The following is a 20,914-nucleotide window of genomic DNA, read 5'->3' on the forward strand; positions in this document are numbered from 1 at the left end:
AGAGAATAAAATATCATTTGTTCCAACTTGACTTCTTTTATTAATGGCAATGTAATCTTCTTCAGAAATGTAGTATGCTGTATTATAATCAATTCCAGATGATAGTAAATGCTTTGAGGTTATTAGATAACGACCTTCATGTTGTTGCTTTGGTGATTCATGTGTACCATCTTTGACTGTAATCAATGAGTTTAAGGGACGTATTTCCCACCCTTTCGGTATCACCCTTTTCAACTTCTCGTTCCACACCATTTTGCCACCGCTTGATTTATACGGTTTGCCCTCCTCATTAGGGAAGTCAAACTGCACGAACCAGTAGTCGTAGAGCTGCTTCGCCATCGCCTCTAAATTCTGATTTATCGGTATATAAGAAAAGGAGAGGAAAAATCCCCTCCTTAACTCTAAACCATGTCTCAGACATTCAAATCCTTCAGTGCAAGTGCATAATTGGGATAAACCCCGTCCATTATACACTTTAAACCAAGTGTCTGATAATACTTGTAGTCATCATCTTCGGTGCAGAAGTATTTGTAACCGTAGCGTGGCATGTACTCCTTGAAGAACCGAGCCAAGTCTTTCAGGCTTTCTTCTTGGTTCTTTTTGAAATTACTGCGCACAATGATGATAGACCAGTCGGGAAAGTTGCCTCTTCCACAGCTATACTCCCAGAAGCGGATATAGCAGTCTAAATCACGTTCACGAATGTCCACACAAAAGCCGTTGGCATGGGACATCACGCTACAGCTTTCTCTGTAGCCAAATTTCTCACACAAGTAGAGATTGAAATCAAGAATTAAATCTTTTTGTACCATAAATAATTGGGTTTTAAAAATTAATAAATAGAGAATTATAAATGAAAGCCTCGCTTACGCTTAGCCTTTTTCTTTTTCATTAGGCGATTGAACTCTGCTTCTTCTGCGGCAGTGGCATCGTAGGATGAGCTACCGTTTAGCAAACCGAGACTGATGCCAAAGCTATCATCGGAATGGGAAACGCTTTGCTGTACCTCTTCTTTTTGTTGTTTGGATTCCTGTTTGGCAGACTCCAACAAAGATGCACAAGCATTCTCTTCCAGTCGGTTGTCGATATTCAAGTAGCTGAACTCTCGACCTACTTTTGAGCCGGAGAAAGAAAAGCCGTTATGTTCAAACTTGACACCTTGTATTTCCCGTGTAGTCCGGCTGACTTTGAATTTCATATCAATCTCCCGGTCGGCAAGCGCATCTTTCAAATCATCCCAACTATGAGCTGTGGGCAGTTCTTCTTTCAATGCCTTGTATATCTCGTGCTTTGCCTTATCGTATGGGCGCAAGCGTTCCTCTTTGATATGGTCTTTACCATTGGCAAAGTGCAAGCGATATTTGGCGGTCAGCATTTTGCAGACTTTCTCATTCTTACGGAAGTCATTCTTGTCGCTAATTGTTTTACCGTCATTGTCCACCCGGTTGAATACGATATGGCAATGCGGATGCTCACGGTCGATATGTCGGGCAATGATGTATTGCGTATTTTCAATACCCATCAGCTTCATATAGTCGTGCGCTATGTTTAGCATCAGAACATCATCAGACTTTAGCCTTGCACTGTCTTCTGGTGAAAAGTTGAGCGAAGTGTGTCCGACAATATTCTTTACCTTGTCATTGAGTAATGCCTGTAACTCAAATTGCTCTGCTATTTGTTCGGGTGTACCTTCTACTCCGGCCGCTTCTAATAGCTTGGATTTTTCCTCTTTGAGGACATAGCGGACACAACCACCGAACGATGTTCCTTTAGTCTGTTTACCTATCATTTTTCAGTTGTTTTATAAGTTGATTAATATGCTGAGCCATTTCCTCGCATCTATCCGCAACGGCAAAGAAACCGTAGGTGTTCGCTTGTCTTGCCAACTGGTTAAGATTGGTACTTTCACCAATCAGTTGCCGGATGATGTGAATATGCTCTTGCGTGATTCTTTCACGTACCGAACCGTTCTCGATGAGCGAACGGATGACTTCACTTTGAGTCTGCTTGCTCCGTCTGCAAAGCGCACCAAGCCATGCGTGTTGCTGATATGACAGACGGATTGTTATTGTATATTTCTTTTCCATTTGAATTTGTTTTAGTGAATAATTTGTGACCATCGGGAGCCGTATCCTCAGACTTTTTGAGGAGCAAGTGGTCGGGAAATGTAATACACCGACATTAACTTGCTACAGTAAAAAAGTCTCAATTTCTCTCTCTGAGTTCAAAGTCTGAATCCTCTTTTCTTAGGTGGTGAAACCTTCGGTTGTGGAGTGCCATGTTGTATGCTAATGAGTTTCAAATCGAATGTTTTTATCAGTGTTTTCAAGGCAGGATTCATCCTTATCATCTGTTGGAGGATAGCTTCATCAGGCTTCACTTTGAGCAGATAATCGGCTATGTCGTACCCCTCTTTTCGCTCGTTTTCGGTGGCGTTGACTTCCAGATAATCGAACATCTGCACCTTAATTCCGTAGCTTTTCATCAGACCGATTTTGCTCTGCCAATAGTCTGTCGCTCCTAAATCGGGAAATAATACAACGCTTCTTCCAGCCAGAACGGATAGGCTGTTGGCATTGAAGCAACCGTTCTTTCCACCGGATGCTATCCATAGGAATTGCGGTAGATAGTAGGAAGCAATAAGTGTCGTTTTCTCACTTTCGACCAGTGCAACAGGACGGCTTTTGTCTTCAGGAAGCAAATGCTCACCGAAGAAGCATTGCTTCAAATTGTAATCGCCCTTGTGCAGTACGGAGTGTACCCACGTGACATGATTGTATGGCTCTTTTATCCGCTTACCTGTTTCGGAATTGTAAAGCATTATCTTACCTGTACGGATTTTATTCTGATTGTCCGTTTGCCAGAATACGGTTGCACCGTCCCAATATTTAGAAGTACCAACCTTGTATCTCTTCATGAGCTTTAATGTTTCTGTTTCTCCGAACTGAGCCGATAGAAATTGAAACAACTTATTCGTTGGATAGCTACGCAATGATTGGTTGACTATATCCAAATCAATGTAGGAAGTAGCTATTGGTTGCACTTCCTTAATAGGGGTATAGCTTCTGAAACTATCCTCCGTAAACTTTTCTTTCTCTGACGGATTCTGCTCAAAATAATCACGAGGTGTGAAGTGATAACCGCATTTTTGTTCATGGTCACAACGTCCCACGTACTCGGGGAACTTGATTTGCTTCTCTGTATCAATGTACTTGGAAAAGCATCTTTGGCGGTGGCAGTTTGGGCAAGTGTGCCGAGTGCTGACACCTTTGTAGGGTTCTAATATGAATCTATGTGTACTCATTGTATGTCTTTTTGGGGGGTGTGTCACTTTTGTCGTTATTGTCGTTTTCGTTTGGAAAGTGTCAAAACCGACAAAAATGTCACGGGTTAATCTTTGAATATTCTCCATGTTTTTCTTTACGGAACAATGTTCCGATGTTGTCATTGAGGAAGCGTTGAAATGTCCGTTCCTTCATTCCATTCTGCTCGGCTATCTGTATAGCTTGGGCAGTTGTAAAGGCTGGAGGAAGTAGATTGACTATCGCCTGTTGTTGGCTGTTGAACGCATTCTCATTGAGGATATTTTGAACGCTCAATGCGGATTCCTTAAAATACTCCGTCAGTTTGATGGCTCGTTCTACCGTCAACAAGTCGATATAGGTTTTATCACACTCTCCACAAGTCCATCGGGCTAATTGGATAATCAGACAGAAACGGATGATGTATATTTCCAATTTGCAATAGATACTCACAATAGTGTCGTTTGTCTCTCGGTCGCACAACTCAGAGAAATGGTGCTGCCATTCGTAAAGCCGTCTCTTAGCATCCTCCGTGAAAAGAAGAATATGTGGTTCTATCTCTCCAAACTCATTGAGGACATATTCCTGTTGTATCAGCTTGTCAATAATGGTATTCCATTCTTGTTCGATATTCTCCGGCAGTTCCTTGTCATTCCAACGTGCTTTCTGTTGCAGATTGGGCATCACAAACAGAATGCGGTCAATGAATCCGTTACTGGAGCGTTCGCCTTTAGCCAGTTCACTGAGAATCTTCTTTTGAATAGTGCCGATAACCGATATATACGGTCGCTTGATGAAGATTGAACTCTTGGCATTCTTGCGGTCGGATATCGTGGTCTTGGCACTGAACACTGACAACCAGAATTGTTCCTCCGAACCGTTGTTGTAGCGGTTGAAGTTCTTGAACCAAGCGGATAACTCGTCAGCCCACAAGCATAAACCACGTTTGTTTTGCGCATGAATAAGGCTCAAGCCTTCAGGTGTTACATCCGAAATCAAGAAGCGTTTGCGGACTGGTTCCTGTGGAAATTGTTCTTCACCGTTATCCGCACGTTCTTTGCGGCTCATACTCATCAGCTCATCATACTTGGCAAGAGCCTTTTCAAAGACTTGATTTTGCTGATAGTCGTAATCAAGGAACGGTTTCATCGCAAAGCTAAGCGGATGGCTTTTGTTTGCTCCTGGTCTTCCTATCAATGCTATATACAGGATAGGACTTTCTATCCAGCCTTGCTTGATTTGGGCAAGATGTGTGTTACCTATGCCGACCGCTATTGCCGTAAGGATAGCTGCGGCAATGTAGTCGGTAGGGTAGTTATGGCATTCGTGTACTTCGCTGATGATGCGTTGGATTTTTGACGGGAATATGCTGACAGGAAAATCAGTACCCGTCAGTCGCATACTTAAATCAACCGCTTCGTCAATGATGGATGCCGGATTAATAGAATATGTATCCATATCTACACTCATTTAAGTTTCATGGATGATTTGGGCTTATGACGGACACCGCCTTGCATATTTGCCAGCATCTCCTCGTATGTTTGCTCGGAAGTCTTTCTACGCCCGTTCTCAATCCAAGCCAGAAGTTCGTCTTCGTAGAAATAGAGCTTCTTGCCTTTCTTATAGGCAGGAAGAAGTCCTTTGCGTACCAATGTATAAATGGTTGGCTTGGCTTTTCTGATGATACGGCAAGCATCCTCAATTTCAACCAATACGTGCTTGTCTGATGCTGGTGGTTGAAGTTCCGACACCATTCTTTTCAACTCAATAACCTGTTCGGTCAGATAACCTACCGCTTCGGGCAGCTTATCAAATGTTACTGTTTCTTTTTGCATATGTCGCTCATTTTTAATTGTTCGACGGCAAAGGAAACAGGTGTTTCAATGGTGGAATCATTCACCAAAATATAACTGTAGTATAACTTTGAATAGTAGCAAGTAATTGATAATTAAATATATACTATATGATTAAACACTATAAATGCTTTTATTAGGTATTGATAAGAAATAACTTTGTTTTCCGTAAATATGGAATATGTGATAATAAAATATTGAGGAATAGATACTTATATATTTGACTTTTTACTAACTTTGTATTTCTTTAATTCAACTTATTATGGAATGTATTAGACGCTTTTCATAATAAGATAGTTATAACAACCTAATGATAAAATTATTTTTGTATGTTGTATTTTGATGAGTCTGGATATACTGGACCTGATTTGATAAATAGTAAACAACCTTATTTTTCATTAGCTTCTATTAGGATGACAGATGAAGAAATTGCTCAAATAAAAGAAGAGGTGGGTTATTGTGAATGGGGGAGGGAACTTCATTTCAAAAGTATGTATAAAAGTTATCATGGTCAGAAAATACTGGATAAGATATTTAATCACCCTCTGATGGACAATTATCACGTACTTCCATCGTTTGCGCATAAACGATACTGTATCTATGCTAATATTGTGAATATTCTAGTAGAAACAATGTATCACTTCAATGGTATAAATCTATATGAAGGAGCAAAGAATCTGATTCTGGCTAATGGCTTGTATTGTTTTGCTATATTGCATTCTAATAAGGACTTGGTGGCAGAATTTGAGAATAATTTTGTTGGGATGGTTAGGAAACCGTCAATAGAATCTGTTGCGAACTTTTATAGAACTACAGACAAGTTGAGATATGATGTTGATACAAGAGAAGGGTTTTTCGATATGCTGTCAGAGATACTTCCTACAATACAATATGTTAAAGAAGCCTTAACCCATAAGAAATTCTATATTGATTTAACAATACCATTGTTTTCCGTATCGATTCAAGAATGGTATAATAAAACAAAGGTAAAAGAGAATGTTCTTTTTGATTCCTCGGAACCATTCTTTGCAAACATAGAGTTTATGGAAAGCCTAAGGGATATGGAAGTGCCAGAAACTGTTGTTGGGTATGGTAAAGGAAAGCATGTCTATCCTCTGCCTGTTGGTAATATGGAAATTGCAAAGTCTCATGAAGAGTTCGGAATACAGTTAGCAGATGTGTTTGCAAGTGCATTATGCTTTGCTCTTACACCGCGAAATGATAAGTTCGTGAAGTATCAAGATAAGATAAAGTCGCTGCCAATATTCCAGAATATTAAGCTTAATATAGCACCTTCTACAAATGATTTTATTGAAGCAAGAATGAAGGAAACTGCAGAGATTGATCCTTTGGATTTTCTATGCGAACATAGCGATCGTATAAATATAAACAAAAAATCAAATATTTAATCATGGATTATACAGAAGTTAGTAATAGCATCAGAATGATGATGAAAGCTCAAGGTATAGATGAGATGTATATTGATAAAGAGGAAACTTTATACTACGATGAATCAGGTAACGTAAAACACTTGATTGTGAAAGATTGCAAACTCAATGCAGATTCAGATACTGTATTTGTGTTAGGTGGTGTTCAGGCAGATGATATTATTTCTTTGGAAGAGTTGAAAACGGCATTAGGTAAAAACTTAGAAAAAGAAATAAAATCGACGAAGGATTTAAAAGGAACTTTTATTGAAATATTGCGCAAGGAGAATTTTAGAAAAATACTCCAAATAATTCAAGACAAAGGATGGCATATTCATTTTTGTATTGTGCAGGTTTTGTATTATGGATTTGTGGATATTATTGATTCAATATGTGGACTAGAATTTAATCCATTTGCATTCAAAGCCGAACTATACAAAGTCTTGAAAAGGAATCCAAATACAACAATCTCAATATTCAAAAAATATAAGTATCCAAATGTTGGAACAAAGTACATTAAGGATTTCTTGTCAGAACTTATAATCCTTATTGATGGTGTCATTGCCGAAGATGTGAAAAAATACCGTTTAAATCCGTTGCTAGTCTTTCTCAAAAGTTGTCTTGAGAAAGCTAAAGAACAGAAAGAATTGATTTTTATTCAGAATGAAACTACTCATGAATGGGTCGGAAATTTTGTGCAATTTTATAGGCAACAGATTCTTAGCTTCCCAAAGAAAACCTTGGTGTTTGATGAAGAAAAACAGGTTATGAGCCAGATTACAGAAGAAGATATTATTATTGATGGTAAAGCTCCTGATAATTATAGTTTTAAGGAGTCTGGATCAGATGCAATGATACAAGTTAGTGATTATGTGGTTTCTATTTTACGTAAATATATGATTTTCCTTGATAGATTAGAACCAGAGGTTGATGCTGATATTCAAAACTTTGATGAAAATCAAAAGAATAATTACAAACTCTTAAATAGAATACTTGCTGATTCTATGAACTATAATCCATTGTTTGTGCATTTTGTTGCTTGTCAGCATACGGTTGCCAAATATCATAAGTATATACAATAGTATGGCGATTCTAGAGCGAATGAGTGACTTTGTGATATGTTATTTTTATATTATGCGCACTTAGAGTTTTTAGCGTATAGATAATCATAAGCGATTGATTATTAGCCGATGTAAAGCTACAATAATTATTGGTAAGAGTTGATGTTGGAAAGTTTAATTTGATTGGTGCAGAGAATGCTTAGGGATTGATATAGTGTAAAAAGTTTAGCCACTATCTCAAGAACGTAGCTAAATCTCGTAACAAAATGTGAACAACAAATAAAATCTACACTATTTTACTATCCAGTTTAATCTTGCACTCTGATTCCGTATGTGACATTTTACGCTCAATGGTGGATATTTCCGAATCGCGGAGAGTATGAGCAAATACTCTCTTTATAAATGTGGCAGTCTGTAGGCGAGGTTTGCCGAATGCTTTGCCGATATTCCAACCAAAGTGCATGATGTCAATGGTTTTTAATTGAGCATCAACCTTTATCTGTTCAACCTTAGGGAGGGAATCGGATAGGTAGTATTCCGTAATATATTCACATAGACGATTAAGGTCTGTTTCGCTAAGATAAAGAACCAAGTTCTGTTTCGTATATGTGAGAACCTTATCTAACTTTTCTTGTGATGCTCGTTCCTTCTCAGCCATAGCGTTGGCACGGAATAGATCGTATTCTGTTGGCTGATTGGATTCTTCAATAGATATATTGTTGATGGTAGAAGGTGTGGTTTCTTCCTTAGGAAGTTCTGCCACGTCTTCGTTGAGTTCAGGACATGAAGGAGTAGAAACTACTTCTGTTGTGTCAGATGTAGTTTCTATTTCAATTTTGGGTTCAGGTTTTGAAATGATAGGTTCTGAAATTATGGTATTTTCGGCAAGTTCAGCGTGTATAATTGGAGATTCAACTACCGCAGCCTTATTGCGGTAACATTCAAATCTCATAAAGCACTTTTCTATTGTTGGTGAAAGGAGTTGTCCGAATACCATTTGCAGATTTAGATAGATAGCTCCTATGATAATGGAGCATACTACGAAAATAAGGTTGCTGCTAAAGTCATCCCAACCATAGTGTAGTACAGTCTGACGAGCTAAAACACCAATGATGACGATTGTTCCGAAAACAATCAAATTCAAAGTTATACGTTCTATCTTTTTCTGCTCCATAATGATATATGTTAATCGTTTGTGTGCAAATATATATCATTTGCAAGATGTGTAGATACATTTCCCGGGAAGTGGCAGCTTTTGGCACAGGTAGGTAGCATTTTTCTATGCCACCTGTGCCAAAATAGCAAAGGAAAGTCCGACATGGGACTAGCCTACATCGGACTTTTAAGTTGTGGGTATCAGCAATTATAAGTGTTAGCTGACCTTATTGGAATAAATAGTGATATGTCCTTTTGCTTGGCAACTTTATTGATAACCCATTTCCTGAATGTAGTGGAATGTCCCGTGTCTATTTGATAGGATAAGGCGATAATCATATTAAGATTATACACATCGGCACTACTCCCATTTTCTAACCTTATACATTGGCAAACTTCATACCTCTTTAAGACGTTGGTTTTCAATATTGCTTTTATGCGAGAGTTGATTGCTCCAGCCGTTGTATAGAACAAGTCGGCAATCTCCCAAGCGGTCATCCATACTTCGCCATCAGAGATATGAATGCCTTGTCCGTTGTTTGTTATGATTCCTCGTTTCATGGTTGTGTTTATTTCAGTGAAATTTTATTGGCTGTCTCTCGTTTCTTTACATTTACCAAATCTGCATAGATTTGAGTAGTGGAAACATTCTTGTGGGTTAGCATCTTTGAAACTGTGTAAATGTCTGTACCTAAAGAAATTTGTATGACTGCGTAGGAGTGACGAAATCCGTGAAAGGTTATCGGCTTCGTTATTCCTGCCTTTTTGAGCCAGTTTTTCAGCGGATAGTTAATCATGCTTCGCTTCAGGCCCTTGAAAACCTTACCTGTGTCGGGCGTACCACATAGTTCGTAGGCTTCGTAACTGATGGGGAGCGTTGCTTCCGTTTGGGTTTTCTGGGTTCTGATACGCAAACAATAGCCTTGGTCGGGAGCAATGGCGAAGTCTTCCCATTGAAGATTGAGAATATCGCTAATGCGTAGTCCTGTCAGACAAGCAAACAAAGAAGCTGCTTTCAGAACGGGAATGTCACAAGGTGTGGCGGCAAGCTGCTTCACTTCGTCCAGTGTCAGGTACTCTTTCTTCACATCTTGTGGTTCAATCTTATCAAGATAGTCATTGATGTTTTCACGAAGCCATTTGTCCCGATAAGCTATCTTCAACAACCCTCTGAAAGTGGAATAATAGCCGGATGCCGAATTGAGGGATATGGGGCGGTTACTGTGTTTAAGTTGCTTGGCATTCAACAGATACTCACGGAATTTCTTGCATAAATCCACATTCACTTCGCCAAAGGTACATTGCCCTTTGACAAAGTTGTAGAAATGCTGATAGACGAATGTCCATTTCTGGTCTTTGCTTCGGCACATCTTCTTAAAATAGGCGAGGAAGTCGGCTTTCTGCTTGGTCTTATCCAAGAAACCGAACTCTTCATTGATAAGCGACTGCACTCTGATGCAACGGATAGCCTCTGCCTTGTTCAACATATCGTTGTTGAACTCCCGTTCCATTTCGTTTTTGGGATGGGCATAGATGTAGATGCCGAGGTATTCCCTGCGGCTCATTTGCATCGTTTCAGGGTTACGGACTGCCGGATAATAATCCAGATACAAGGAGATGCGATTGTTCCGAATCGCCCTCTGACGAACTGTTACTTTTGTACACGTGTGTGTCATACTGTTTAATATTTAGAATTTTACATTTGTTTGGTGCAAAGGAATAGAGTGATTTAATGGTGGCAACATTCACCGATAAACAACTTATTCTATCTTTGGGGCTGCAAGCAACTTATCCAGTTCTAGCTTGGAGATAAGCGTGTATTTGCCTTTCTTGACCTTTGAGATATTATGATATTTTGCGTAATGATAGAGTTGGTCACGGGTTAGGTTGAACTTCTCCATCGCTTCGGCTACCGTATAATATTGCGGTTCTTCGGGTGCAGCTATACCTTTTGCTATATCCACATGTTTCTTGGAATAGTACACCATGATTCCCTCTTTCTTCTTCGGAATGGCATTCTTGGAAACGAAAGTGTAGATAGCGGATAAGGTCATGCCGAACTTCTCCTGCATTTCTTGAGTACTATACCATTCGGTAATGTCAGGATTCGGGGCTTTCTTGGCAAAGTAAGCGTCCATGTGCTTTTTGCTCCAATAAGTTTTGCCACGATTGAAAGTCCGAGGTATGTTGTTCTTCTTAGCCACTGCGAATATCCATGACTCGTTTACATGGTATTTCTCTTTTACTTCGGCTGTGGTGTAGAAGTCGGTGATAGGAGCTTTCTCTTTTGCTTTATTGTTCTCTACTTCTTGAACAATAAAATCTGTCATATCTTCTATGTCAGCTCTGCGAACAAGGGTTTTCCTTTCAAATCGGATTACCTTGATTACTCCATTGCGGATATAGCGATATATGGAAGTGCGCCCGATATTTAATAATTCGGCTACTTCTGATGGGGTAAGATATTCTTTGTTTAAGTTGGGAGGTGTCTTGATACTTTTCCCAAGTTCATGTTGCAGACTTTCGATGCGTTGTTTTCTAACCCTGTCTTTGTAGGCAAGGTTGGCACATCGGTGTGAACAATACTCTGTGGTAGTCTTATGAGCTGTGAAAACAGCGTTGCACCACTTACATCTTTTCTGAATGTCGATTCTACTACTCATTTTATTTATCCGTTTATTTCGCCAAATCTGTTTCATCGCGTACCACCACGTACCATGACGTACCAGTGTATCCACGACCTTTCCGACCTAAAATCGGAGAGTAACAAGCGAGCAACAAATACGGTACAAAAATGAGCTGAAAAAGCCCTATAAACGATAACCATCGCTTATAAGGCTAAAAAAGAAGGCGCTCAAAATGAACGCCTTAATAATCGTTGATGATATATGCTAATCGTTGGTAATCACCACTTACTTTCCAATACAAAAATGTTGAAAGATATTTTGAAGCACCATATCATTCGTAACCTCCCCCGCTATGTCCGAAATAAAGAAGATACACTCTCGTATGTCTTGCGAAAGAAAATCCCCGGAAATCTGCGAATCAAGTCCGTTTTGTACTCTATGAATAGCTTCCAAAGCTTTGTTTAAAGCTTCGTAATGTCTTACGTTTGTCACAATAATATCATTCTGTGTCACTGTAGGCAAGTGTGCGGCATCAATAAGCATTTTTTGTAGCTCACTTGTATTCTTCCGTTGTTTGGCCGAGATGAAAATAGATTCCGTAGATTCTTTGGGGAAGTCTTTTAATAAAGATAATACATTCTCTTTCTGTTTATCTTCAATCAAATCAGCCTTATTGAATACAACAATCAAATGTTTTCCTTCGCAACGTGGAATTATTTTCTCCGATAACTGTTCAATTTGAGAAGCGGCATTCACAGCATCTACCATCCAAAGAACAATCTCCGCCTGATCCAACTTCTGAAAAGTACGTTCAATACCCAAACTTTCAATCGTGTCATTGGTTTCCCGGATTCCGGCGGTATCAATGAACCGGAAAGTGATTCCTCCGATATTGACAGTATCTTCGATTACATCACGTGTTGTCCCGTGAATATCACTGACAATGGCTTTATCCTCATTCAATAATACATTCAGTAAAGTCGATTTTCCGGCATTTGTTTCACCGATGATAGCTACGGGAACACCATTCTTAATGGCGTTCCCGACACTAAATGAATGAGCCAACCGCGAAATGACCTGTTCAATTTCATCTGCCAGTTTCCTTAATGCCGAACGATCGGCAAATTCCACATCCTCTTCGCTGAAATCCAACTCCAATTCAATCATGGAAGTGAAATTCAACAACTTGTTGCGTAGATCTGTCAGCTCTTTACTGAATCCACCCCGCATCTGGCTCATTGCCAATCGGTGAGTGGCAGCAGATGAAGAAGCAATCAAGTCCGCCACAGCTTCTGCCTGACTTAAATCCATTTTTCCATTGAGGAAAGCACGTTGCGTATATTCTCCCGGCTGGGCCATGCGGCAACCGTTTTTAATAAGCAACTGCATTACCTGTTGAAGAATATAAGTGGAACCATGACACGTGATTTCCGTACTGTCTTCTCCCGTATACGAATGAGGAGCACGGAAAAGGCTGACGAGCACTTCATCAATCATCTCGTCTCCGTCATAAATACGCCCGAATGTCAAAGTATATGGTTTTTGTTCGCTCAATAATTTGCCAGCTTTGGCTGGCTTGAAGATGCTGCCGGTAATAGAAATAGCTTCCGGACCGGAAACGCGGATGCTTCCGATAGCACCGCCTTGAGCGGTAGCGATGGCACAGATAGTATCTTGAATCATTGTTTTTTCTTTTTGGATGAGCAAAGATAATTGTTTCTAAGTAAAAAACAGAAAATTGAGCACAACTTGTGCTTTATTTGTTTATATTTGCTGCCATGCAGTGGTACACCAAACAAAATAAAACAATAATGCTTATGGAACCAGCGATTAATTTATATTCTTCCAATGAAAAGAGTGAACTCATACGGGAGAACTCACAAGAAATACTTTCTGTCCTTGCAGCTCATCAAATAGCTTTGTGGGAATATGATATCATTACGGGCAAATGCTCCTTTTCAAACGATTATTTTTTTACACTGGGATTAAAGGATGCCGGGATCATTTTTGAAGATATAGATGATTTCTATCGGTTTATTCATCCGGAAGATATTGAATTCTATAAACAAGCCTTTGCAGAAATGCTTTCATCAGACTCTAAGACCTCACAAATTAGAGTTCGTTGTATAAGTGAACAAGGGAAAGTAATTTGGCTGGAAGATCATTTTCTGTCTTACAAAGAGAGTTGCGAAAGTCATCCGGGTAAACTGCTGGCATATACGGTGAACGTCACTTCACAATGCGAAAAGGAGCAACATATCAAATATCTGGAAGAGTATAATCGCAAAATAATTGAAGCATTGCCGGAATTCATTTTTATTTTTGATGATAATTTCTTTATTACCGATGTCCTGATGGCACCGGGAACGATATTGCTTCACCCTGTGGAAGTGCTACGCGGAGCAGATGGACGATCTATTTATTCACCGGAGGTTAGCGACTTGTTCATTTGTAACATTAGGGAATGTTTGCGTGATGGTAAGTTGAAGGAAATAGAATATCCGCTTGAAGTGGATGGAAGTCTGCATTATTTTCAGGCACGTATCGCCCCCTTTGAAGGAAACAGGGTACTTGCGTTGATACATGATATCGGAGACCGGATTCAGCGTTCGCAGGAATTGATCGAAGCTAAACGTCGTGCGGAAGATGCTGATAAAATGAAGTCGGTCTTTTTAGCTAATATGAGCCATGAAATTCGTACTCCGTTGAATGCTATTGTCGGTTTTTCGGAGATTATCGCAGTGACAGAAAGTGAAGAAGAGAAAATGGAGTATCTGGAAATTATTCAGAGAAATAGCAACCTGTTACTGCAGTTGATTAATGATATTTTAGACCTTTCCCGTATTGAATCCGGCAAATCGGAAATGCATTTCCAGCAGGTTGAGATCGCAGGACTAGTGGAAGAAGTGGAAAAAGTGCACCAGCTGAAGATGAAGTCGAATGTAGAATTGAAAGTGATTCGTCCCGAAGGAGAATACTGGACTTCTACTGATCGTAACCGTGTGATGCAGGTATTGTTCAATTTCTTGTCGAACGCAATTAAAAATACGGAAAAGGGAAGTATAACTTTAGGCTTGAAACATGAAGGCTCCTGGCTGAAACTGTATGTCAGCGATACGGGTTGCGGTATATCCAAAGAGAAACTCCCTCAAATTTTCACCCGGTTTGAGAAACTGAATGATTTTGTGCAAGGCACCGGATTAGGGCTTTCAATTTGTAAAAGCATTGTAGAACGACTGGGCGGCCGTATCGAGGTAACTTCAGAATTGGGGCAGGGGAGTACGTTTGCACTCTATTTGCCTTATCAGGAAGTACCGAAAGAAGTTGCTGAAAGAAGCCTCTCACATAAGAAGAACGTTGATGAGGATAAACGTAAAAAGATATTAGTGGTAGAAGACATTGAGTCGAACTTTGTCCAACTTAATATTCTTCTGAATAAGGAATATATTATTTCATGGGTACGCAACGGACAGGAAGCCATCAATAGTTTTATCCGCGAAAAGCCGGATTTGATTCTGATGGATATTCGTATGCCGATCATGGACGGTATTCAAGCCACTGAAAAGATCCGTACTATTTCTCTGACTGTGCCTATTATTGCAGTGACCGCGTATGCTTTCTATACTGAACAGCAACAGGCTATTCAGGCAGGATGCAACGCTGTTATCTCAAAGCCCTATTCTTTGGAAAGGTTGAAAGAGACAATAGAATCTTATATCGGATAATTAATTTTCTAAAAGAGAACTAACATTCTGAATGTTGTAGTGTTATTTATTATATAGTAGTAACATTATAATATATTAGAATATGGAGAAAGTGAAAAAGATAGTCCTTATCGGGGCAAGCGGCTTTGTGGGCTCTGCCCTTCTGAATGAAGCATTGAATCGTGGTTTCGAGGTTACGGCAGTGGTTCGTCATCCGGAAAAGATAAAGATAGAGAATGAAAATCTGAAAGTGGTGAAAGCCGATGTCTCCGCGCTTGATGAAGTGGCTGCCGTTTGTAAGGGTGCAGATGCTGTTATTAGTGCATTCAATCCGGGATGGAATAATCCTGATATATACGATGAAACAATCAAAGTTTATCTGACCATTATTGATGGAGTGAAGAAAGCGGGTGTTAATCGCTTTTTGATGGTAGGCGGTGCCGGTTCTTTGTTTATCGCTCCGGGCTTGCGTCTGATGGATTCCGGTGAAGTACCTGAAAATATATTGCCGGGAGTGAAAGCTCTAGGAGAGTTCTATCTGAACTTTTTAAAGAAAGAAAAGGAAATAGACTGGGTATTTTTCTCTCCGGCAGCGGATATGCGTCCGGGAGTACGTACAGGACGTTATCGGTTGGGAAAAGATGATATGATTGTAGATATTGTAGGAAACAGCCATATCTCTGTTGAAGATTATGCCGCCGCCATGATTGATGAACTGGAATATCCGAAACATCATCAGGAGAGATTTACAATTGGTTATTAATAAAAAAACAATGGCTTGAATCTACACATATTATCAGTGAAAGATTCAAGCCGTTATACATTCTTTTAATTGCAATTTTATTCTTTCGATTACAATTTAACTCTCCTGAATATAGATTTATATCCTGTCAAGTACTGTCTTAATTAGCGTATCGATTGTATTCTTATATCCGGTGTTGGCCTCTTTGATAAGTCGGTTGGCTATCACCATGCAGACGGTCATAGCCTTGTGTCCCATCAATCGGCTAAGTCCTGCCAAAGCTGAACTTTCCATTTCGAAGTTGGTAATTTTGTAACCTTTATATTCGAACGCTTCAATCTTATTATTTTGTTTCGGGTCTGCTAACGGGATACGAAGTTCACGTCCTTGAGGACCGAAGAAACCTCCGGCAGCGATTGTCACTCCACGTACCATGTCGTCTTTGGCGATCCGGTCAATCAATTCTTCATTGGCATCAATGACGTAAGGAGCAGGAGCGCACATATTTCCCGACCAACCCATGTGATTGAGGAAAGCACGTTCGAAAGGCAAATCGCATACGGCATTACGTCCGGCATAGAAATTCAGTAACCCGTCGAAACCGATGGACTTTTGTGAACAGACAAAAGTTCCGACAGGCGTATTGGGTTGCAGACCGCCACATGTGCCGATACGCACTAATTCCAGTTGGCGGAACTGATCCTTTTCTTCACGGGTGACAAAGTCGATATTGGCGAGTGCATCTAATTCATTCATTACGATGTCGATGTTATCGCAACCGATTCCTGTAGAGACTACCGTAATCCGTTTACCTTTGTAAGTACCCGTGATGGTTTTGAATTCGCGGCTTTCCACTTCACATTCTTTGTTTTCGAAATGAGAAGCTACGAGTGCTACACGTCCGGGGTCACCTACCAGGATTACTTTATCTGCCAACCATTCGGGTTTTACGTGAAGATGGAATACTGAACCGTCTTCATTGATTATCAATTCAGAGGATGGAAAGTACTTTTTCATGTCATTGAAAGGTTTTAGTTTTATAATAGGATTGTATCTATAAATAGAAACGCCGGAACCGGATTTAAGTTCAGAAGAAGTCTCTTTCTTTTTCCATAGGAAAGGGGAGAACGTCTTACGACTGAAATAAAATCGGATTCCGGCGTTTGTGAACGATTATTTGCTCAATGGCTGATTGCCAGCATTGCCTGTTGTCGGCTTGGCGATATTCTCACGCATGGAAGTATCAGCTTCGATATTCTTCATGCGATAATAATCCATGATGCCTAAGTTTCCACTGCGGAAAGCTTCAGCCATTGCTTTAGGAACTTCAGCTTCTGCTTCGATCACTTTGGCACGAGCTTCCTGTGCTTTTGCTTTCATTTCCTGTTCGGAAGCTACTGCCATAGCACGGCGCTCTTCAGCTTTTGCCTGTGCAATATTCTTATCTGCATTAGCCTGATCGATTTGCAGAGCCGCACCGATGTTCTTACCTATGTCGATGTCCGCAATATCAATAGACAGAATCTCGAAAGCAGTTCCTGCGTCCAGACCTTTACGAAGTACAAGTTTAGAGATAGAATCCGGATTCTCCAATACCGATTTATGGTTTTCAGAAGAACCGATAGACGAAACGATACCTTCACCTACACGGGCAAGGATCGTATCTTCACCTGCACCACCGACCAGCTGGCGGATATTGGCACGTACTGTAACACGAGCCTTAGCTATCAACTGGATACCGTCTTTCGCAACAGCCGTTACAGGAGGAGTATCAATCACTTTCGGGTTTACAGACATCTGTACAGCTTCGAATACGTCACGTCCTGCCAGGTCGATAGCAGTAGCCATCTGGAAAGGCAATTCGATGTTGGCTTTCGATGCCGATACTAAGGCGTGAACTACCTTTTCTACGTGTCCGCCAGCCAGATAATGGGCTTCCAGTTCGTCGCGGGTGATATTTTTCAGACCGGCTTTGTGGGCTTCGATCATTCCCGGAACGATGATATACGGCGGAACGTTACGTATACGCATTAAGAATAGTTGTATCAGCGAGATGTTAACTCCCGAAACTTTAGCCGACAACCAAAGGAAGAACGGCACGTAATGGAAAAATATTATCAAGAAGATAATACCTCCGGCTATCAGAAAGATAGGCAAGTAGAAAGATGATTCCATTGATGTTTTTATTAAGTGAATATTATTCTTTGTGTTTCTCAACCATGATTGTACCGTCGGTGATCCGGCTTACGATTATCGGAGTCTTCTCATTGAGGAACCCGTCTATTGACTTTACCTCTACAATTTTTCCGTTAATCTCGGCATAACCGATTTGTGCCAGGCGGGTAGTACTGATTCCTATATCACCCACTTTGACGCTATCTTCTGCGCTACGGTCTACTTTTGAATCGATATCTTTTTTCAACGCCAGTTTGTCCAGCATTTTCGATCGCATAAACCAAATCAGTGATCCGATACAGGCAACCGTTGATATGCCAAGAGTGACAAATCCTCCTGCCATACCTAAATTGGTGAATGCATAGTAGTTGGCATACAGGATGCAAACCAATGCAGAAATTCCGGCCAGACTAATGCCCGGGATGACGAACAGTTCTACCAGAAACAGTATGACTGCGGCAATAATGAGAACGGCGATAATGAGTATATCCATAGTTCAGAGTTATTATTTATTTTGTTTTTTCTGCATTACGTACATTCACTTCGAGAGCATCGAGTTCTTCGGACATTTGCAGTATCCGCTTTTCGAGGTCGAGAATGGCAGGAGCCATTTTGGCTTTTCCCTGTTGGTTGGCACCGGCATATTGTTGACGAAGGCCGTTCAGCTTTTCTTCTTGTTGATAATAGTCTTTTTCCATCTGCTGATAGCGTTGGAAAAGTGTCTTGGCTTTTGCGGATTTAAAGTCGCTCATCAGATAGTAAGTCGTATGGTCGTCAATGACAAACTCAAAGTCCATGGCACGGCGTTCTTTGGGCTTATGACTGATAGCAGCTTTCAATCGTTGCAGTGCTTCGGTAACCGCTTGTTTATCCGTCCAGGTTTCTTTCAGCGAATGAATCTGTGCCAGACGAATGATCTCTTGCTGCTCCATTGCTTCATAATTATAAGTCTGTTTGGAAGTGTTAGGGATGAATACATAAATACATACCTTTCCTTCCGGTTGGAAACGGTCGGAAGCAAACCATCCGAGGTTGTTGTATTCATCGATGACGTACATATAATCGTTGTACGGCGAGTTGAACGGCATACCCACATTTTCCGGAACAAGATAAGTGTCGGTATTCGTGTTGTAGCGAGTGACAAAAATATCATAGCCACCCAATCCCTCGCCATCGCTGGCGTAATAAACGGTGACTCCATCCGATAGAACAAACGGATAATTCGCATTCCCGGAAGCATTGATACTACCCGGTAACGGACGTCCGTCACTCCATTCATTCAACAACTTGTTCTTTGAAAAGATATCAAGATTACCTTTCTCGCCCTTTTCGCTATAATAAATTTTATTTCCGATTTCTGTTTCATAAACAGTTCCCGGATGATCTCCTTCTGTCTTGAAGAATTCATTGAAAGTAAACAGTTTGCCCGATTCTTCGCTGATCTTGTAAGCGTTCAGGAAAGTTGCTTTGTCCACAACGAAACTGTCGATGATACATACTTCCTCAACCCCCTTCAACATACGAAGGTCAGATTTGCTTTTCTCCAGAAGTTTCTCCGCTTCTTCCGTCGGTTTCTTGCGTTTACTTAAGTCTGCGATGTATTCTTCAAAGCAGTTCACTGCGTCTTCAAAGCGGTACGTCTCATTATATGCTTGTCCCAAATAGAGTTGTCCACCGGTGATACGTTTCTTTACCGCTATTTCAAGAGGTTTCACCGCCTCTTCCGCCTCTCCGGTTTTCAGGCAACATACGCCATACCAATAATTATAATTCCCGTTCGACGGTTGTGATTTAGTATACTTCTTAAAAACTGGTTTGGCTTGTTCGTACTCACCTTTGGTAAATAAGGTGCGTGCCTGTTCCAACGTTTGTGCAGAGACTTCGCAAAGGAAGAGGCTGCAAATTAAAAATAGAATATATTTTCCTTTCATCGTTTTGAGCGTTTATGAGTGACGGGTAGATTGAAAACATCGCTGCTTTCGGGCACCGGTCCATTTATCAATTGTTCAAAAGTACAAATTTATTAGAAATAAACCCTTTTTCAGTGATTCTATTATGTTAATTCTTCTTTAAATCATTCTTTTCGCTTACTTTTGCAGCCGATTTTTAAAGATATGACACAATTTACGGAAGAAGAGAAAACCATTCGCCGCATTGAACGGCGGTTTAGCAAAGGAGTGGTGCAATATGGATTGATAGAAGAAGGAGACAAAATCCTTATCGGACTATCGGGAGGAAAAGATTCGTTGGCGCTTGTGGAACTGTTGGGGAGACGCGCACGTATCTATAAACCTCGCTTTTCTGTCGTTGCCGTCCATGTAGTGATGAAGAATATTCCTTATCAGAGTGATACGGAATATTTGAAAGCGCACTGTGAGACGTATGGAGTTCCCTTTGTGCAGTATGAGACAGCTTTTGATCCTGCTACCGACACACGTAAATCTCCCTGCTTCCTCTGTTCATGGAACCGTCGGAAAGCCCTGTTCACAGTTGCCAAGGAACACGGATGCAATAAAATCGCTCTCGGTCACCATATGGATGATATTTTGGAAACTTTATTGATGAATATCACTTATCAGGGAGCTTTCAGTACAATGCCGCCCCGGTTGATGATGAAGAAGTTTGATATGACAATTATTCGTCCGATGTGTCTGGTCCATGAAGCTGATTTGGTAGAATTGGCAGCTTTGCGTCATTATCAGAAGCAAGTGAAGAATTGTCCTTATGAATCGCAGTCCAGCCGGAGTGATATGAAAGGAATTTTACGGCAGTTGGAAGCGATGAACCCGGAAGCTCGTTATAGCCTTTGGAGCAGTATGACTAATGTACAGGAGGAATTATTACCAGATAAAATAGATTAATTTGAAT

Annotated in this window: 20 protein-coding genes and 1 pseudogene; 5 read left to right on the forward strand and 16 right to left on the reverse strand. The window is 40.5% G+C overall.

From position 1 onward, the window contains the following. The 7 genes and pseudogenes from BXY_RS23650 to BXY_RS17610 form a co-directional block, all read right to left on the reverse strand. Window positions 1-360, reverse strand: a pseudogene (locus BXY_RS23650) (restriction endonuclease subunit S); the annotation flags it as partial. A 53-nt stretch (window positions 361-413) separates the two neighbouring features. Further along, window positions 414-812 carry a hypothetical protein gene (locus BXY_RS17585; protein ID WP_015532558.1) on the reverse strand — a complete coding sequence of 133 codons (399 nt, stop codon included), beginning with the start codon at window positions 810-812 and terminating at the stop codon, window positions 414-416. A gap of 35 nt (window positions 813-847) precedes the next feature. Further along, window positions 848-1,789, reverse strand: a complete 942-nt coding sequence (locus tag BXY_RS17590; RefSeq protein WP_015532559.1) for a relaxase/mobilization nuclease domain-containing protein — start codon at window positions 1,787-1,789, stop codon at window positions 848-850. Next, the gene (locus tag BXY_RS17595; RefSeq protein WP_005795754.1) at window positions 1,779-2,087 is read right to left on the reverse strand and encodes a MobC family plasmid mobilization relaxosome protein; all 309 of its coding nucleotides are present in this window, start codon (window positions 2,085-2,087) and stop codon (window positions 1,779-1,781) included. The genes BXY_RS17590 and BXY_RS17595 overlap by 11 nt, the downstream gene beginning before the upstream one ends. A 137-nt stretch (window positions 2,088-2,224) precedes the next feature. Next, complete coding sequence (locus BXY_RS17600; RefSeq protein ID WP_208946843.1) at window positions 2,225-3,304, reverse strand: DUF6371 domain-containing protein; 1,080 nt, start codon at window positions 3,302-3,304, stop codon at window positions 2,225-2,227. A gap of 79 nt (window positions 3,305-3,383) precedes the next feature. Beyond that, window positions 3,384-4,760 (reverse strand): DUF3987 domain-containing protein, encoded by a 1,377-nt coding sequence (locus BXY_RS17605; RefSeq protein ID WP_208946844.1) that lies wholly within the window; start codon window positions 4,758-4,760, stop codon window positions 3,384-3,386. A gap of 8 nt (window positions 4,761-4,768) precedes the next feature. Next, on the reverse strand, window positions 4,769-5,137 hold the full coding sequence (locus BXY_RS17610) for a helix-turn-helix domain-containing protein (RefSeq protein WP_015532562.1): 369 nt from the start codon (window positions 5,135-5,137) through the stop codon (window positions 4,769-4,771). Between the two features lie 347 nt (window positions 5,138-5,484). Here BXY_RS17610 and BXY_RS17615 point away from each other — a divergent pair, with 347 nt between their 5' ends. Both BXY_RS17615 and BXY_RS17620 read left to right on the forward strand, forming a co-directional pair. Further along, the gene (locus BXY_RS17615) at window positions 5,485-6,564 is read left to right on the forward strand and encodes a DUF3800 domain-containing protein (RefSeq protein ID WP_015532563.1); all 1,080 of its coding nucleotides are present in this window, start codon (window positions 5,485-5,487) and stop codon (window positions 6,562-6,564) included. 2 nt (window positions 6,565-6,566) lie between these two features. Next, window positions 6,567-7,664: a DUF3800 domain-containing protein gene (locus BXY_RS17620; protein WP_015532564.1), complete on the forward strand. Its 1,098-nt coding sequence runs from the start codon at window positions 6,567-6,569 to the stop codon at window positions 7,662-7,664. Window positions 7,665-7,929: 265 nt separating this feature from the next. Here the strand turns inward: BXY_RS17620 and BXY_RS17625 are convergent, their stop codons facing one another. The 5 genes from BXY_RS17625 to mnmE all read right to left on the reverse strand — a co-directional run bounded on the left by BXY_RS17625 (window position 7,930) and on the right by mnmE (window position 13,108). Continuing rightward, complete coding sequence (locus tag BXY_RS17625; RefSeq protein WP_015532565.1) at window positions 7,930-8,817, reverse strand: hypothetical protein; 888 nt, start codon at window positions 8,815-8,817, stop codon at window positions 7,930-7,932. Between the two features lie 182 nt (window positions 8,818-8,999). Continuing rightward, window positions 9,000-9,359 carry a hypothetical protein gene (locus BXY_RS17630; protein ID WP_015532566.1) on the reverse strand — a complete coding sequence of 120 codons (360 nt, stop codon included), beginning with the start codon at window positions 9,357-9,359 and terminating at the stop codon, window positions 9,000-9,002. 8 nt (window positions 9,360-9,367) lie between these two features. Further along, window positions 9,368-10,474 carry a tyrosine-type recombinase/integrase gene (locus BXY_RS17635; RefSeq protein WP_117860472.1) on the reverse strand — a complete coding sequence of 369 codons (1,107 nt, stop codon included), beginning with the start codon at window positions 10,472-10,474 and terminating at the stop codon, window positions 9,368-9,370. An 84-nt stretch (window positions 10,475-10,558) separates the two neighbouring features. Then, window positions 10,559-11,461: a helix-turn-helix domain-containing protein gene (locus BXY_RS17640; RefSeq protein ID WP_117860471.1), complete on the reverse strand. Its 903-nt coding sequence runs from the start codon at window positions 11,459-11,461 to the stop codon at window positions 10,559-10,561. 249 nt (window positions 11,462-11,710) lie between these two features. Continuing rightward, complete coding sequence (gene mnmE / locus BXY_RS17645) at window positions 11,711-13,108, reverse strand: tRNA uridine-5-carboxymethylaminomethyl(34) synthesis GTPase MnmE (RefSeq protein WP_015532568.1); 1,398 nt, start codon at window positions 13,106-13,108, stop codon at window positions 11,711-11,713. 134 nt (window positions 13,109-13,242) lie between these two features. Between mnmE and BXY_RS17650 the strand changes: the two genes are divergently transcribed. Further along, window positions 13,243-15,150, forward strand: coding sequence for a PAS domain-containing hybrid sensor histidine kinase/response regulator (locus BXY_RS17650; protein WP_004309766.1), 1,908 nt, complete (start codon window positions 13,243-13,245; stop codon window positions 15,148-15,150). An 82-nt stretch (window positions 15,151-15,232) separates the two neighbouring features. Continuing rightward, window positions 15,233-15,892, forward strand: a complete 660-nt coding sequence (locus BXY_RS17655) for an NAD(P)-dependent oxidoreductase (RefSeq protein ID WP_004302018.1) — start codon at window positions 15,233-15,235, stop codon at window positions 15,890-15,892. 117 nt (window positions 15,893-16,009) lie between these two features. Here BXY_RS17655 and BXY_RS17660 read toward each other — a convergent pair whose 3' ends face one another. The 4 genes from BXY_RS17660 to BXY_RS17675 all read right to left on the reverse strand — a co-directional run bounded on the left by BXY_RS17660 (window position 16,010) and on the right by BXY_RS17675 (window position 19,977). Continuing rightward, on the reverse strand, window positions 16,010-16,888 hold the full coding sequence (locus BXY_RS17660) for a nucleoside phosphorylase (RefSeq protein ID WP_015532570.1): 879 nt from the start codon (window positions 16,886-16,888) through the stop codon (window positions 16,010-16,012). 156 nt (window positions 16,889-17,044) lie between these two features. Beyond that, window positions 17,045-18,046, reverse strand: coding sequence for a flotillin-like protein FloA (gene floA / locus BXY_RS17665; RefSeq protein ID WP_004304885.1), 1,002 nt, complete (start codon window positions 18,044-18,046; stop codon window positions 17,045-17,047). 22 nt (window positions 18,047-18,068) lie between these two features. Next, entirely contained in the window at window positions 18,069-18,539 is a 471-nt protein-coding gene (locus BXY_RS17670; RefSeq protein WP_004309768.1) for an NfeD family protein, read from the reverse strand. 16 nt (window positions 18,540-18,555) lie between these two features. Then, on the reverse strand, window positions 18,556-19,977 hold the full coding sequence (locus tag BXY_RS17675) for a tetratricopeptide repeat protein (RefSeq protein ID WP_004304888.1): 1,422 nt from the start codon (window positions 19,975-19,977) through the stop codon (window positions 18,556-18,558). A 183-nt stretch (window positions 19,978-20,160) separates the two neighbouring features. Here BXY_RS17675 and BXY_RS17680 point away from each other — a divergent pair, with 183 nt between their 5' ends. Further along, window positions 20,161-20,907, forward strand: a complete 747-nt coding sequence (locus BXY_RS17680) for an ATP-binding protein (protein ID WP_004304890.1) — start codon at window positions 20,161-20,163, stop codon at window positions 20,905-20,907. The last annotated feature ends 7 nt before the right edge of the window (window positions 20,908-20,914 follow it).

It is taken from the genome of Bacteroides xylanisolvens XB1A, from assembly GCF_000210075.1.
GTDB classification, from domain to species: Bacteria; Bacteroidota; Bacteroidia; order Bacteroidales; family Bacteroidaceae; genus Bacteroides; species Bacteroides xylanisolvens.